At 42.9% G+C, this 15,756-nt stretch carries 12 protein-coding genes; 8 read left to right on the plus strand and 4 right to left on the minus strand.

Annotation, left to right across the window (positions count from 1 at the left end):
- The first annotated feature begins 85 nt into the window (after positions 1-85).
- Entirely contained in the window at positions 86-286 is a 201-nt protein-coding gene (locus CKQ84_RS16540) for a hypothetical protein (RefSeq protein WP_105252086.1), read from the plus strand.
- A 386-nt stretch (positions 287-672) separates the two neighbouring features.
- Here CKQ84_RS16540 and CKQ84_RS16550 read toward each other — a convergent pair whose 3' ends face one another.
- The 3 genes from CKQ84_RS16550 to CKQ84_RS16560 all read right to left on the minus strand — a co-directional run bounded on the left by CKQ84_RS16550 (position 673) and on the right by CKQ84_RS16560 (position 8,581).
- Positions 673-1,140, minus strand: a complete 468-nt coding sequence (locus CKQ84_RS16550; protein WP_105252087.1) for a hypothetical protein — start codon at positions 1,138-1,140, stop codon at positions 673-675.
- A 107-nt stretch (positions 1,141-1,247) separates the two neighbouring features.
- Positions 1,248-5,507 carry an EAL domain-containing protein gene (locus CKQ84_RS16555; protein WP_105252088.1) on the minus strand — a complete coding sequence of 1,420 codons (4,260 nt, stop codon included), beginning with the start codon at positions 5,505-5,507 and terminating at the stop codon, positions 1,248-1,250.
- Positions 5,508-5,791: 284 nt separating this feature from the next.
- On the minus strand, positions 5,792-8,581 hold the full coding sequence (locus tag CKQ84_RS16560; protein WP_105252089.1) for an insulinase family protein: 2,790 nt from the start codon (positions 8,579-8,581) through the stop codon (positions 5,792-5,794).
- A gap of 169 nt (positions 8,582-8,750) precedes the next feature.
- Here CKQ84_RS16560 and sixA point away from each other — a divergent pair, with 169 nt between their 5' ends.
- Positions 8,751-9,221 carry a phosphohistidine phosphatase SixA gene (gene sixA / locus CKQ84_RS16565; RefSeq protein WP_028761045.1) on the plus strand — a complete coding sequence of 157 codons (471 nt, stop codon included), beginning with the start codon at positions 8,751-8,753 and terminating at the stop codon, positions 9,219-9,221.
- A 98-nt stretch (positions 9,222-9,319) separates the two neighbouring features.
- Here sixA and smrB read toward each other — a convergent pair whose 3' ends face one another.
- On the minus strand, positions 9,320-9,850 hold the full coding sequence (gene smrB, locus CKQ84_RS16570) for an endonuclease SmrB (RefSeq protein ID WP_105252090.1): 531 nt from the start codon (positions 9,848-9,850) through the stop codon (positions 9,320-9,322).
- 80 nt (positions 9,851-9,930) lie between these two features.
- On the opposite strand from smrB, the gene prmB reads away from it, so the two are divergent.
- The 6 genes from prmB (at position 9,931) to CKQ84_RS16600 (ending at position 15,678) form a co-directional block, all read left to right on the plus strand.
- Positions 9,931-10,875 carry a 50S ribosomal protein L3 N(5)-glutamine methyltransferase gene (gene prmB / locus CKQ84_RS16575; RefSeq protein ID WP_011788895.1) on the plus strand — a complete coding sequence of 315 codons (945 nt, stop codon included), beginning with the start codon at positions 9,931-9,933 and terminating at the stop codon, positions 10,873-10,875.
- Positions 10,876-10,999: 124 nt separating this feature from the next.
- Positions 11,000-12,094, plus strand: coding sequence for a chorismate synthase (gene aroC, locus CKQ84_RS16580; protein WP_028761043.1), 1,095 nt, complete (start codon positions 11,000-11,002; stop codon positions 12,092-12,094).
- A gap of 117 nt (positions 12,095-12,211) precedes the next feature.
- The gene (locus CKQ84_RS16585; protein WP_105252091.1) at positions 12,212-13,387 is read left to right on the plus strand and encodes an MFS transporter; all 1,176 of its coding nucleotides are present in this window, start codon (positions 12,212-12,214) and stop codon (positions 13,385-13,387) included.
- Positions 13,388-13,447: 60 nt separating this feature from the next.
- Entirely contained in the window at positions 13,448-14,626 is a 1,179-nt protein-coding gene (locus CKQ84_RS16590; RefSeq protein ID WP_105252092.1) for an ATP-NAD kinase family protein, read from the plus strand.
- A 4-nt stretch (positions 14,627-14,630) separates the two neighbouring features.
- Positions 14,631-14,915, plus strand: coding sequence for a YfcL family protein (locus CKQ84_RS16595; RefSeq protein ID WP_028761040.1), 285 nt, complete (start codon positions 14,631-14,633; stop codon positions 14,913-14,915).
- Positions 14,905-15,678: an RNA methyltransferase gene (locus CKQ84_RS16600; protein WP_105252093.1), complete on the plus strand. Its 774-nt coding sequence runs from the start codon at positions 14,905-14,907 to the stop codon at positions 15,676-15,678. Before CKQ84_RS16595 ends, CKQ84_RS16600 begins: the two co-directional genes overlap by 11 nt.
- Positions 15,679-15,756: the final 78 nt, after the last annotated feature.

The following is a 15,756-nucleotide window of genomic DNA, read 5'->3' on the forward strand; positions in this document are numbered from 1 at the left end:
ATTACGCGAGTAGCATCCGCATTTTGATTAGGAATTAATTTCTCTACCTTTATGATTTATTTAGTTGTTTTTAAAGAGGTGGTTTGTGGTTTTGCTGGTTATCTTTATCGCATTAATCTCGGCTTGGTACTTTGGCTTGGCTGCATTTACCGCAGGTCTTACTGTTAAGCATTGGGTGCTGCTGGGTTTTGTGCTCGGGCCTCTGGCTTATCCACTCTTTACGACACATAGTCATTTAGCCTTGAGGAAAATCCGTTGTAGTGAGGAAGGGATATTAAATAGCTAATTTATTAATTTGTTAGGTAATTTCCATGACTACATGACTACATGACTACATGACTACATGACTACATGACTACATGACTACATGACTACATGACTACATGACTACATGACTACATGACTATTTAGTACTTTTATATTCACTTAAAACTAAAGGGAGTCAATGCTCCCTTTATTGTTTCTAAGCTGCGCTAACTTAATTAACTATCACTGTACATGAGTTAGACTCATGGCTACAGAACTTAAATTAGTTCCACCAACCTTTTGCAGAAATCACTTCAAGGCGATTCAAGCCTTCAGGCAACTTAACTTTTTTACGCGCTGGCTTGGATAAACCGAGTGCTTTTTTGATAGAATTTAACATAGTCACTCTCCTTAACCTGATTAATGTTATGCAACTTCAGAGTTAATGAACTTCACGCATGGATGACCTGCAACTTCAAGTGATTTGAATTTCACTGCAGGATGACCAGCAACCTCAAGTGATTTGAACTTCACAGCAGGATGACCAGCAACCTCAAGTGATTTGAACTTCACAGCAGGATGGCCAGCAACCTCAAGTGATTTGAACTTCACAGCAGGATGGCCAGCAACTTCAAGTGATTTGAACTTCACAGCTGGATGACCTGCAACTTCGAATGGTTTGAATTTGACTGCAGGATGACCAGCGACCTCAAGTGATTTGAACTTCACAGCAGGATGGCCAGCAACTTCGAGTGGTTTGAATTTGACCGCTGGATGACCAGTAGCTTCAAGCGATGTTTGTCCAGAATTGGAAGTCGCTTCAAGTGCTGCAGAATTTGCTACAAAGCCAATTGAAGATAATAGAGTAACTGTTACTAGGATTCCTTTAATCATTCTAATTCTCTCAGGGTAGTTGATATTGATTTATTATTGACACTGATAGTGCTATTGCACTTGTTGTGCCAATGTTGTAAATCCAAATCAAATTGAGAGTGAATTGATTATGTAATGTTGCTTTTTGTGTTTAGCTTTATCATGTCTTCTTGAAGTAGCTGAGTAAATTCGGTCTCCTTTATGGCCTTACTAAAAATATAGCCTTGAATTTCTTCACAGTTGAGTGCCCGTAAAATGTTCAATTGTGCTGCTTGTTCTACCCCTTCTCCCACAACAGAAAGCCCCATGTTATGGGCGATAGTGATAATAGAATCGACCATTTTGAGATCGCGATCAGACTTATCTATATCGTCAACAAAGGCTTTGTCAATTTTTAAAGTATGAATAGGAAAGCGTTTTAAGTATGAAAGGGACGAGTACCCTGTGCCGAAATCATCGAGTGCTAAACTGACGCCCATTTTAGCCAATTGCTGCATGACGATAATTGCCGTTTCCGGCTGTTTAATGACGGTTCCCTCAGTTATTTCTAATTCAAGATGACATGCTGGGAGTTTAGTGAGTCTTAATATTGACTCTATTCGCTGTTGAATATCAGGCAGTGCAAATTGACGTGACGATAAATTGACGGCGACTCTGCCGCTGAATATGCCTTGTTCACGCCATTTCTGCGCTGCGAAACAGGCCTTGCGTAAGACAATTTCACCAATTTCAACAATCAAACCGTTTTCTTCAGCAAGTGGAATAAAGTCATTGGGGGGAATTAAACCATGTATTGGATGATTTAATCTGACTAAAGCCTCCATACCTGCAATTTTACCGCTTTTAAGATCAACCTTAGGTTGATAATAAACTTCAAATAGATCATCTTTTAAGCCTTCACGGATAAGATTTTCTATTTCTAATTGCCTAATTGCATGTTGGTTCAAGGACTCAGAATAAAACTGGTAGCAATTACCTCCCGCAGACTTAGCATGGTACATAGCAATGTCAGCCTTTCTCAGTAATGCTTGCTCGCTTTGTTCATCTTCTGGGAACAGCACGATACCAATACTTAATCCTAGGACTAGTTGTTCATTGCTAACGTCAAATGCAGGTTTTAATCCCTCAATAATACGGTTAGCTATTGCTGCACTGGCGCTTATATCTGACCCCTTGTCTAATACAATGGCGAATTCATCTCCGCCTAGACGATAAATACTGGTATTTTTAGGAAGTAAGGACTTAATGCGGGTAGCAACGAGCTTTAATAAAGTATCCCCAATTTGATGGCCTAGGGAATCATTAATACGTTTAAAATTATCAAGATCAAGCACCATAAGCGCATGAGCTATTTCTCGATTTACTAGGTTATTTAAGGTCACTTGTAAGTTGGAGCGATTAGGTAGTCCGGTTAAGAGATCGTTATTGGTTAATTTTCTAAGTTCTTCCTCTTGCTGCTTACGTCTTGATATATCAGAAAAAACACCGACATAGTGTGATAATTCGCCTAACTCATCATAGATAGCATCGATAGTGAGTTCCATATGGAAGTGACTGTTATCTCCTCTGGCGGCTTCGACTTCATTTGCCCAGCGACCTTGCTGTTTTAACATAGTTCTAATTTGGGTGGAGAAGGTTTCTGGATATAAATCAAATGTGAGTAAGTTGCCAATAAAATCAGTTCGGTTACGCAATGAAATTTTACAGCAAGCTTCGTTGACTTCGACAAAACGGTATTCGTTGTCGAGGATAAACATACCTTCCGAAATGTTTTCAATTGCTTTTTCAAAGAGTTTTAGTTGTTCTTCCTTTTGTTTAAACTGACTAATATTTTTAATCGTTCCAGTCATTCGCAGGGCATTATCTTTGTCATCCCTCTCTACAATTTTGGCACGGTCTAAGATCCATACCCAATTGTCGTCTTTGCCTTTTACCCTATATGCGGCTTCAAAATGATCTGTTTCACCATAAAAATGCTTATTAAGCGCTTCACGGACACGTTCTTGATCCATAGGATGTATATTACTCTCTTCATCCGATTTTCCAGAACGATGCCCATCACGGGGAAATTCAAGAGCTCCCCAGATATTGGAGCGAAAAATATTGCCAGTTTCTATGTCCCAGTCCCACATTTCATCACCACTTCCCCAAAGGGAAAGTTTTAATCTTTCTTCGCTGAGGACAATTTGTCTTTGCGTTTCTCTACGACGTAAAATGGCTTTTACTATTATAAATGAAATAAATATTGTAATTACTACATATATCGATTTTGCTTGAAATGATGACCACCAAGGAGGCGTTATAATGACATCAAGCTCTTTTGTTACAGATTTTTCACCGGAAAGTGAATCAACGGCATAAACTTGAAAAGTATATTTTCCAGGTGATAAGTTTGTATATGTAGCAGAGTTCGTTCCATTTGCTGATATCCATGTATCAGAAAGGCCATACATCCTATAATGGTAGTTGGTAGATGAGTCGTCTGACATAGGCGATATAAAATTAAATGAGAATGGATAATCTGAATACTTTAAGGTTATTTCGTTTTTAGTTGGATTTTTTTTGTTAACAAAGTTACTTTCATTTTCTTGTATGATATTAAAGACTAAGAACTCTGATATTTCCGTTTTGTTTATTTTTCTATTATTAATGTAGTTTACTACATTAATAGGAGATACCAAGCTAACTCCATTGATACCTGCAAGTAAAACATAACCATTAACATCTATTCCACTCGGCGAGTTATATTCATACTGACTTCCATTTGACGTTTTTAAAGTGTATGATTTCTCATTTTTCTTTTCATATATAATCACTTCGCTTAATGATGCAGCAGTCAAAAAGTTATTGCTATTAACTATGGAGTAAATTTCTTTTTTGTTAGAAAATACTTCAGAAGTTTTATTGTTATTTTTATTGTAGAACATTAATGATGTAGATGTTCCAAAATAAATTCCATGATCATCTTTTACTATGCTGTATGTTATTTCTTCACTTAAATTTTTTAATAGCCCATTTTTATATTCTTTAAGGCCTCCCTGACCAGCAGTATAGATAACATCTGTCGACTCTAATTCAATGTCAAAAATAGGCTCATTTTTTTTAGTATCAACACTACGGATTACTTCTCCTTTACTGATAATCAATACCTTTCCATCTGATGTTCCAGCAGCTATTAACGAGTTGTCTTTATTACTAGATAGTGATGATATTGATTTTTCACTAATCAACTTTACAGTTCCAGCAGTCTTCAGAAATAGCCCAGTGCTAGTGCCAAAATAGAGCCCGTCATCATTCAATATAGCGTATTTATATCCTTGGCTTTGAGTGTCGAAACTTTCGATTAAATTAAAGTTTTCGTCAAAAAGTTCTATCATTTCAGATTCAGATGATACTAGAAAACCCTGTGGATTTTTTGTAAGATGCCAAGTGTTATATTTTATTAAATTAGTTTGTTGTACTAAATTTTTTACTTTTTTTATAAAAATAACACCTTGATCAATACTGCCAAGTATAAACATATCTTCTGTTGCAAAAAATGAAGATGTTTTATCTGTGCTATCTGTGGCTAGAAGTCCTACAATGCTATTTTTAGAAATATTAACTATATTTTTATTAGTGATGCCATAAATAGTGTTTTTGTGTTTCGTGAGTTGAGAAAATACTCGCGGATCAATTTTTACTATTTTATTGTCCTTATACTTATATAGTCCATCACTTAATGATATGAGTAGTGTTGAGTGATCTTCTTGCTCGAAATCAATTGTTTTTTTAGCTATCTCTTTTAATTCATTCTGGGTGAGCTTAAATAACGTACCTGCATAATCTCTTATGTAATAATCGTCGCCTACTTTTATCGTTTTTTTGATTTCACTTAGGCCTTTATTTGAAAGTTCGTATGTTTTTTCTTTGTTATTTATATCTATAATTGCTTTGTTAGTTCCAACAATTAAACTCTTATCACTTGAGTTGAGGCTCCAAACAGGAGAGCTTTTTACCGACAGTCCATACTGAGAAAAGGATTCTTGAAGTTTATCATATACGACTAAGCCACTATCTGTTCCAACATATAAAATGCCTTTATCATCAATAAGTAAACTTCTAATAAAAGAGCTGGGAAGGCCTGTTCTGGTATCATTAGCATAAAAATGCTTAAAGTTTTTCCCATCAAATCGATTTAATCCATTAAATGTTCCTATCCATATATAACCATCATTGTCTTGAACGATAGACGTAACAGTACTTTGGGAAAGTCCTTCTGGGACACCAAAAGATTGTGATTGGAGAATAATAGGAGATTTATCAGAAAAGGGAGATGCGTTTACGTCTTCGAATGCATGCAAGCTAAAAAAAGCGAGCAAGACGATTTTAAAGAGTGCTTTAGGCATAGTGTTTGTTCTTATTATCCGAGGATGCCATGAAACAATTGTGTTACATTACTTTTCCAGAAAGTGAGCGGTTTGTCAAAGTGGAGTCTGCAGAAAATCCTTTTAACAGCATGTAGATGCAGTAAAATTGTTCAGTGATGAAGTGGTAGAACATGGGCTAGCCATGTTTTACATCAGGATTACGTCCAACACTGAAAGATACGACTATAGTTGGACTGATTTGTAGCGGTTCTGTTTGTTTACCTAACTTTGCTCACAAATGTGTGAGCAAAAGTGTTTTTTGTTTAGAAATTAAACTTTTCTGCCGTTTGCTTAAAAACTTTAAGATCCGTGATCATTTTGTCTGACATCAGCGCGGCTTGGGTTCTGTGTTGTTCACCTGTGCTAAATAACACTAAGCGATCGCTGTGCTTAGTACGCATTTTACGCATCATGAATTTGAGTAAATCAGTGCGGGTGAGCTTAGTGATTTCGTCTACGACGAGTTCTCTTTGGTTAAATTTATAATCTCTATTGCCGACACTGACCCAATAACGTTGACTGCGAGTTTTGAGGTTCGCGTCGTGCTCCATGATTTGATTAATCAGACCTACCTTTGTGCTTTCCCATTCTTCGTTGGTGATTTGCATCACTGCATAATTAAAGTCGGCAATAAACTCGTCGATGGCTTCTAATAAATGCAGTGGCCCAGTTGTGGGTGACTGAATATAGAAAATAAGTCCAGGATGACGATTGAGCGGCAGGTAACCTGTGCCTACCATATAGCCCAGCTGTTTTTCAGTACGCAGCTCATGGAAGAAGGTGGACGACATAGTGTGATTTAGTAAGCTAAATAGCGCCATTTTTTCGGGTGTTGCCACGGCAGATTGGTAATACACAATAATTGCGCTATCTTGATGATCTATTGCGAGTTCTCTCAGTAACGTGCCTTGGCCTGTTAAATTCACTAATTCTCTGGTGGACTCGGCGCTCGGCGTCGAAACTAAGGATAAAATGTGCTCTAAACGTTTGCCGAGAGCTTGTGCTTCAGAGACTAGCCAATCCCCGTAGACTAACCCTTCAAGATAGATCTTTTCGTAGAAGGCGCGTACATGGTTATGTAAATCTTCTAGGCTAATATCTTCCAACATTTGAGCCATGCGTGCTGGTTCATAACTGCTTTTTTGCAGAGTAACTGTCAGGCTAGTAAATAATTGTGAAATCGGTTTAGCCTGTGTCTGATTCTGCCAACTGCGCAGTAGCTGAGATTTTATGAGGGCAAAGCGCTCTTCGGTAAAATTGCGCTCTCTGGCTTTATGGATTAATAGCGCTAATAACGTTTCTTGATTGCCGGTAAAGCCCGATAAATGCAGTGTAATTCCGCCTTGATGCGGATAAATGTTATAGCTTAATCCAGCAACTTCGGCCTGATAGGTTGGCTCGGTTAGATAATCGAGTAGCATTTCAACATATAAGCGGGTGAGGGCGGCATGCCTTGGCGTTTTACTTGCCTGCTCTGAATCTAGCGATAAATACATGTGACCTTTTGGCACATTAAACTCATCATCTTTCTTATGCCAAATGCGGTATCCAGTTGATTCTGCAACTATCACTGGCACGTCAACATCGCTCTTATCCGGACGGGCAATCGAGTCGGCGACAATAAAAGGATTTGCAGCCGGTAGCTGTAATTCAGGGCGAATATTGTTCACTTGCCAACGAGCGAGGGACTGTGGCGCAATTGGGCGGACTTTGTACGGTGTGTGATACCAGTTAGCTTTACGATCGGTTTTAACCGATTGGGCGATAAGCTGCAGGCGCATATTCTGTGGCACCATGAGCTCAAGTAGCTCAATGGTTTCAGGGATATCCAGCCCATCCATCCGATAATCGCCAAAGACCAAGTCTTCGACCTCATAGTGATGCATATTGATGCTGAGATGGCTGGCTAAATCGAGTGATTTAACTTGCTCTTGATAACGAAACGCCATTTTGAGCAGGTTTGCACGCTCCAAATAACGCCATTCATCTAAGCCTTGGGTTTTGATAAGTTCAATATACTCAAAACAGCAGCTGATAATTTCATCGAGATTGCCTAGTCCTTTATCGGTTAACTGTAAACCGATACTGTAATCCTTGAAGTTATAACCATTTACACCGCCGCCCGCAGACAAGTTGTTCACTAATCCTTGTTCTTTCAGATACGACAACAGACTGCCATGACTCTCATTGCCTAAAATATGGCTGATATAAGTCAAAGGCTTACGTTTGTAGTAGTGATCAATTCCTGGGAAATTAAAACTGATGCTTAAGCGTTTTTGCTCCTTAAGCGGCACAAGATCGATTTGCCTCAACAGTTCTTTTTCTGAAAATAGTGGTACTTGAGGATAGTTTTTCACTAAGTTCAAGTTTCGGATCCCACTAAAATAGTGACAGGCTAAATCTTGTAATTCATCAAGGGAAAGCGGAGCGACTAAGCACAAGGTCATTAAGTTGGCGCTGTAATGGCTTTGATAGAAATCGAGTAATTCACTACGTACCTGTGCCTGTTCTCCGCCTAAGGTGACTAAGTTACCCACGGAAAATTTCGAAAATGGATGCAGTGGGTTGACTGTCTCTTTGAGTACTTGATAGGTTCGACGGATATCATCTTTTAGTTTTAAACTAAATTCAGATTCAATAGCTTGGCGTTCTCTATCGACTAAATCTAAATCAAATTTTGGGGCGATAAAAAATTGGCTGAATCTGTCTAAGGAGTCGGCAAACACTTCTTCATTGATGGTGAAAAAGAAGTTAGTGTGCTCTGTGCCCGTCCAAGCGTTATTGCTGCCACCATGCTGGTTGATAAAGGCGTGATACTCGCCTGAGTCTGGGAATTTCTCAGTACCTAGAAAGAGCATATGCTCTAAAAAGTGCGCCATGCCGGGTCTATCTGCGGGATCATCAAAATGACCCACGCCTACAGCCATAGATGCGGCAGCTTGGCTGGCATCTTGATCTTCAACCAATAACACCCTGAGCGCATTATCTAATACAAGATAACTATACTGGCGGTGATCATTTGGACTTTTATATATGGACTGAGAGGCTTGCAAAGAGACACTCCGGTAACGATAGCTTGTTATATATTGATAGTCTTAATGGTTTTTAGCAAATATCTCTTGTGTTTATCGACTAAAGATTAAGTCTTGTGAGGTTTGTTGAAACGGATTTTAGGGCTACAATTGGGATAAAACAAAAACAAGTTTGAGTCGCGAGAGAAGTATGCAGCTATTTTTGATGAGACATGGTGACGCCGGATTTAATGCTCAGTCTGATAGAGACAGAACACTGACCGATGTTGGAAGGCACCATACTGTGTTGATGAGCAACTGGCTAGCTCGCAGTGTGGCTGATTTCGATCTTGTTTTAGTTAGTCCTTACTTACGAGCACAGCAAACGTGGCAGGAACTGAGTCAGCATTTTCCTGAGCCGCGTAAGTGGTTAGTCGCCGATGATCTTGTGCCTTCTGGCGATCCCGCCAATGTAGCCGCCTTGGTTGTGGCTTATGCTGAGTTATACAAGGCGGATAAAGTACTCGTGATTGCTCACATGCCGTTACTGGGTTACTTAGTCAGTGAGTTAGTGGCTGGCGTTGAGCCGCCATTATTCGCGACGTCAGGCATTACGCTCATTGATAAACATGCCGAGCAAGCCTCAATCGTGTGGCAGCACGCCCCGCATAGTATTAGCTAATCTAGGTTTATATCTCTTTTACAAAACAAACGGCCCACATTAAATGGGCCGTTTGTTTTCGCTAAATAGTAAGTGTTAAAGCCTAAGCCGATAGCTAGCTAACGTCTATGCGGCTGCTCGCCAATATCAATCAGCACTAATAACGCCGCATCGCCCCCCCATTCTTTAGGCGCCTGATGGAAAGCTTTCACCATAGGATGCTGCACTAACCACATGGGAACTTGTTGTTTCAATATGCCACTGCCATAACCATGCATAATGCAGCAGCACAGGCTCTGTTGTTTGACGCAGGCTTGAATCAATGCTGCTAACTCAAGTTTGGCTTCTGATTGGCGATAGCCGTGTAAATCCAGCAGCAAATCTGGCTGGTAATCGCCACGTCTGAGGCGTTTGAGTTCTAAACTGTCAACACCTTCTTCTAACCAACGCATTGGCCCTTGTACAGGCAGTAGTGGCTGATAAGTATCTGAGAAATAACTGTTAGCATGCAGTTGCTGCTCTTTCAGTTCTATTTCTTGTTTGGTTTTTAAGGGCATGCGAAAGTGTCGCTTATTTTGGGTGATGGGTTTAATTCCATCAATAAGCGCTGAGAACATCGCCAAGCCTTCTTTGTCGTCGTCTTTATTCATGGCGGGTATTCTATTGAATCCTATGGTTTCTGAATAGAGTTCAGTTACAATGTTTGCGAACAAACTAGCGGGAGCACGTTTTGGATAAGATCTTTGTAGATGAAGCTGTGACAGAATTACGTACTATTGGCGATATGTTACGTTGGGCCGTGAGCCGTTTTAACGATGCCAATGTGTATTATGGTCATGGTACTGATAACGCGTGGGATGAAGCCATCGCCTTAGTTTTCCATGCCTTACACTTACCCGAAGAAATCGGTCAGCAAGTGATTTTAAGTAACTTGACCAGCAGTGAAAAGCATAAAATTGTCGAGTTGATCATTCGTCGGGTGAGAGAACGCTTACCTGTGCCTTACTTGACCAACAAAGCGCGTTTTGCTGGGCTTGAATTTTACGTCGATGAGCGCGTGTTAGTGCCACGTTCACCGATTGCCGAAATGATCGCTAACCGTTTTAGTCCTTGGTTATATAACAAGCCAGTCACACGTATTTTAGATTTATGTACTGGCAGCGCTTGTATCGCGATTGCCTGTGCCTATGAATTTGAAGACGCCGAAGTCGATGCGCTGGATATCAGCGAGGATGCCTTAGATGTAGCGCAAATCAATATCGAAACCTTAGGTGTGATGGACAGAGTATTCCCGATGCAATCGGATCTGTTTTCGGCCATTCCAGAAGGGCCTCAGTATGATTTGATTGTTTCAAACCCACCTTATGTGGATGCCGAAGACATTGGCGACATGCCAGATGAATATCACCATGAGCCTGCCATCGGTTTAGCCTCAGGTCGCGACGGCTTAGATTTAACCAAGCGTATACTCGCCAATGCCGCGCAATACCTAACACCAACGGGTTTGCTCGTAGTCGAAGTCGGTAATTCTATGGTGCATTTGATTGAGCAGTTTCCAGAAGTGCCATTCACTTGGATTAACTTTGAAAATGGCGGCGATGGCGTATTTGTATTGACCCGCGATCAACTGGTCGAAAATCAGTCAGTGTTCGGCATTTATCGCGACGCACAATAGCCTAAGATAGCAAATTAGGTTGAGACTTTTCCCGCTGCCAGTTAGGCTTGCAGCGGGAAAATAAATTGTCCAGTACTCGCTGGACACGGAGCGATGAACAAATAACCTAAGGTGTACAAAGCGGATGTCTGGAAACAGTATTGGTCAAAATTTTGTAGTGACGACGTTTGGTGAGAGTCACGGTGTTGCACTAGGTTGCATTATTGATGGTTGCCCACCAGGGCTTGAATTAACCGAAGCCGATATGCAGCACGATCTAGACCGTCGTCGTCCAGGGACATCCCGATATACCACGGCCCGCCGTGAGCCAGACGAAGTGCGGATTTTATCCGGCGTTTTCGAAGGTAAAACCACGGGTACCTCAATTGGACTCTTGATTGAAAATACCGATCAACGCAGTCAAGATTACTCTAATATCAAAGATTTATTTCGCCCTGGGCACGCCGATTATACCTACCAGCAAAAGTACGGTATGCGTGACTACCGCGGTGGTGGCCGCTCTTCAGCCCGTGAAACTGCGATGCGGGTTGCGGCGGGTGCGGTGGCTAAAAAGTATTTAAAGCAAGTTCACGGTATCGAGATCTACGGCTATATGTCGCAGTTGGGACCTATTTGTGCGCAGACCATTGATCTTGACCAAATTGAGCAAAATGCCTTTTTCTTCCCCGATGCTAGCAAGCTTGAAGCGCTCGATGAATACATGCGAGAGCTGAAAAAATCCGGTGATTCGATTGGCGCGAAAATCTCCGTTATCGCGACAGGTGTGCCAGTGGGTTTAGGTGAGCCAGTATTTGATAGACTCGATGCCGATATCGCCCACGCGCTGATGGGTATTAATGCCGTCAAAGGTGTTGAGATTGGTGATGGTTTTGGTGTCGTGACGCAAAAGGGCTCCGAAGGGCGTGACTTAATGTCGCCGCAAGGCTTTGAATCTAATCATGCGGGCGGTGTACTCGGTGGGATTTCGTCGGGTCAGCCGATTATTGCCCATATTGCGTTAAAACCCACCTCCAGCATCAGCGTGCCAGGTCAAAGTATGACGGCACAAGGTGAAATGGCTGAAGTGGTCACTAAAGGTCGTCACGATCCCTGTGTTGGGATCCGCGCGGTACCGATTGCCGAAGCTATGCTTGCCATTGTGTTGATGGATCACTTATTAAGACACAGAGCGCAAAATCAGGATGTGCGTAGTCACACGCCCGTGCTTGGTATGCGATAGGCGAATGAGATAGGGGTATGAGATAGGGGTATGAGATAGGGGTATGCGATAGGCGCATGAAATAGCTGGTATGCGATAACGATACAATGAGTGGCATGAGATAAATGGAATGCGTTAATGTCAACTTCTTCTAGCACAAGCCGGCAATTGCGCTGGCTTTGTGCCTGCTATTTTTTCTTCTTTTCTATTCTCGGCACTATGGTCCCTTATCTTGGGGTCTTCTTCGAAAATCGCGGTTTTAATCCCCAAGAAATTGGCTTTTTACTCGCCATCCTGATGGCGACGCGCATCGTTGCGCCGAATGTGTGGGCTAAAGTGGCTGACCGAACGGGGATGCGCGCCGAGCTGATCAAAATGGGCGCGGGAGCCGCCGCGCTGGCGTATTTGAGTTTCTTCTACCATGGTGGTTTTGTGTATATGGCGCTGAGTTTGGCCCTCTATACTTTCTTTTGGAATGCGATCCTCGCCCAGCTTGAAGTGATCACCTTAGAAACCTTAGGCGAGAATGCCAGCCGCTACGGTCAAATTCGCAGTTGGGGCAGTGTCGGTTATATCTGTCTTGTTGTCGGTGCGGGCTTTGCCATTGGTCAGTGGGGCACAGAAGTGCTGCCTTATATTGGTTTGTCATTATTTATCGGCATGTTAGCCTGTGCGTTACCATTGCCTGCAAATCGCTTAGTGCGCGACACCAGCCAAGTGCGGCCGCCATTGCAATGGAATCGGGCGATTATTTGGTTCTTAGTCTCGGCGATGTTGCTACAAATGAGCGCGGGACCTTTCTACGGCTTCTTCGTCTTATATTTAAAACAAGCGGGTTACTCAGAATCATCAGCGGGGATATTTGTCGCCCTTGGCGCTATGGCCGAAATCGTGATGTTTATGTTCGCGCCGCGTTTACTCGGTCGCTATGGTGTTAACACCCTATTGATTGTCAGTATCGGCATGACTTGCTTGCGTTGGTTATTGGTTGCCTTTGGGGTAGATAGCGTGTTGTGGCTTGGCTTTAGCCAATTATTACATGCCTTTACCTTTGGCTTAACCCATGCTGCATCGATTCAATTTGTGCATAAACATTTCGATGCGAGTCACAGAAGCCAAGGTCAAGCCCTATACGCTAGTTTAAGTTTTGGGGTTGGCGGCGCGCTCGGTACTTGGATTTGCGGCTATATTTGGGGCGATGGTAGCGGGGCGGTTTGGTCTTGGGTATTTGCCGCAGTATGCGCCTTTGCCGCTATGCTGGCGGTATTCTTTATCCCTAAGGATAAACCGAGTGTTGCAGCCCATACGGCCTAGTCATATCCACTAAGATAAAAATATAAAAAAATCAAAAGATTGCGTTAAGTGAGGTAAAGGGTGATTCGGTTTCGTTTAGGGTTAGTTATCAATCCATTAGCTGGCTTAGGTGGCAGTGTTGGACTTAAGGGCAGCGATGGCGTTGCCGAAGAAGCGCTCGCCTTAGGCGCTGAACCCAAAGCCGCCTTGCGTATGATGCAGGCCCTCGAGGTTATCCGTGATTATAGTGATGACATTGAAGTCATTACTGCTTCAGGTATCATGGGTGAAGACGCCGCTAAAACACTCGGTTTTACCACGCGAGTGGTGTATCAAACTCCGGATAAAACTCAGGCGCTGGATACGCAGGCCGTTGTGCGTGCGCTGCTGGATGAACCACTGGATTTACTCCTTTTTGCTGGTGGTGATGGCACGGCCCGCGATGTTTACTCCGTATTTGAACGAGGCACTATCGACGATAAACTCCCCGTACTCGGCGTGCCTGCTGGGGTTAAAATTCATTCCGGCGTTTACGGTATTACGCCCCATGCGTCTGGCATGGTGGTCAAGATGTTACTCGATGGCGAACTTGTCAGTTTGATGTCCGCCGATGTGATGGATATTGACGAAGTGGCTTTTCGCCAAGGTACAGTGCGCGCTAAACGATTTGGTGAGCTCTTAGTGCCCGCCGAGCCGCGCTATGTGCAAGCGGTGAAGATGGGCGGCAAGGAAGTCGATGAACTCGTGCTGGCCGATATCGCCGCCGATGTGATCAATCAAATGGAAGATGAACTGTACATCATGGGCTCTGGCAGTACGGTTGCCTTTGTGATGGAAGAGTTAGGCCTCGATAATACCCTGCTCGGTGTTGATCTCATTCAAAATAAAAGTTTAGTCGGCAGTGACTTAACCGCGAACAAATTACTCGAACTGACCCAAGATAAGCCGACTAAGTTGGTGATCACTCTGATTGGCGGTCAAGGCCATATCTTAGGGCGCGGTAATCAACAATTGTCGCCCGAGCTCATTCGGCGCATCGGAAAAGACAATATTATTATCCTTGCCACAAAAACTAAGCTAAAAGCACTTGATGGACGACCACTAATTGTGGATAGTGGCGACCCTAAATTAGATAGCGAGCTTGGCGGCTATTATAAAGTGACGACGGGCTACCATGATTACGTCATGTATCAGGTGGCCAATCCAGATTTATTGGTCGCAGCAGATGTGTCGGCCAATCCAGTATTAATGGAGAGTTAGACCCATGTTAGAGCATTACGAAGACGCATTAGAACAGTGGATCGCCAGCGTTGTTAGTCATGGTGATGACGATGCTTTGTTTGCCTGTGGCTACTTACAGGGCCATGTGGCCGTAGTGTTATCCCAATTGGAAGTACAGGGTGAAACGGATCTTGATGCTTTAATGCTAAAAATGACCGACTGTCTAGCACTCGCGCGCCAAGAATTAAACGATGCCGATTATGCCTTGGTTGAACAGGCATGGGCACAGCTGCAGGCAAAGATTATAGGCGAATTGGATGTTGCCTAGCTCCCAGCCGATGACTGACAACGAGCACGTGACTAATACCGAAGTAACGAGTGTAGAAATGCCGAGTGCTGAATTAGCCTGTGAGCAAACGCTCAGTGCTAGCGCGGTATTTATCGGTTTAGTGAATCCTAAAACACCCGTTAATGTCGGTGGCATTATGCGCGCATCGGGTTGCTATGGCGTCGATGGCGTATTTTATACCGGCAGACGTTATGAGTTAGCCGCGCGTTCGGGGGCAGTGCAATACCATATCGATACCAAAGATGCCGGCGAGCGTATTCCGCTCACGGGCGTCACTTCATTGTTAGCCGCGATTCCGGCGGACACTCAGCTTATCTGTGTCGATTTGGTGGTTGGCGCCACGCCGTTGCCGGATTTTGTCCATCCCGCGAAAGCCTTTTATGTGTTTGGTCCTGAGGATGGCACCATTGGCCAAGAGATTATCGATAAAGCCGATGCCGTAGTGTATGTGCCTACGGTCGGTTGTATGAATCTTGCGGCTTCGGTCAATGTGCTGTTATACGACAGATTGGCTAAATCCCACCGTGAGGCAGCAAACCTGACATCGAGCCTAGCATCTGGTCTACCTTCGAACCTAAGTGGTGATGCGCTTATTCGTCAGAGTCGTGATAACAACAATCGTACTCGGGTGAAAGTGGCCAGAGCGCCGCGAAAACCTCGACATGTTGAATCTAGTAGTGTCGGGTCTAGCAGCCTTGAACCTAGCAGCATTGATAACGCGATAGCCATCACAGCAGCTTAATTGGTTTAAAAATAACATTTTTAAAAAGGGATTAAGCCATGGCTTAATCCCTTTTTTATAGCGCTCAAAAACGTTATT

It is taken from the genome of Shewanella sp. WE21, from assembly GCF_002966515.1.
Taxonomy (GTDB): Bacteria; Pseudomonadota; Gammaproteobacteria; order Enterobacterales; family Shewanellaceae; genus Shewanella; species Shewanella oncorhynchi.

Excerpts from the sequence above, each read along its gene's own strand:
- CKQ84_RS16550 (WP_105252087.1), bottom strand. The coding sequence starts at position 1,140 with ATGATTAAAGGAATCCTAGTAACAGTTACTCTATTATCTTCAATTGGC.
- CKQ84_RS16555 (WP_105252088.1), bottom strand. The coding sequence starts at position 5,507 with ATGCCTAAAGCACTCTTTAAAATCGTCTTGCTCGCTTTTTTTAGCTTG.
- sixA (WP_028761045.1), top strand. The coding sequence starts at position 8,751 with ATGCAGCTATTTTTGATGAGACATGGTGACGCCGGATTTAATGCTCAG.
- smrB (WP_105252090.1), bottom strand. The coding sequence starts at position 9,850 with ATGAATAAAGACGACGACAAAGAAGGCTTGGCGATGTTCTCAGCGCTT.
- aroC (WP_028761043.1), top strand. The coding sequence starts at position 11,000 with ATGTCTGGAAACAGTATTGGTCAAAATTTTGTAGTGACGACGTTTGGT.
- CKQ84_RS16585 (WP_105252091.1), top strand. The coding sequence starts at position 12,212 with ATGTCAACTTCTTCTAGCACAAGCCGGCAATTGCGCTGGCTTTGTGCC.
- CKQ84_RS16595 (WP_028761040.1), top strand. The coding sequence starts at position 14,631 with ATGTTAGAGCATTACGAAGACGCATTAGAACAGTGGATCGCCAGCGTT.
- CKQ84_RS16600 (WP_105252093.1), top strand. The coding sequence starts at position 14,905 with ATGTTGCCTAGCTCCCAGCCGATGACTGACAACGAGCACGTGACTAAT.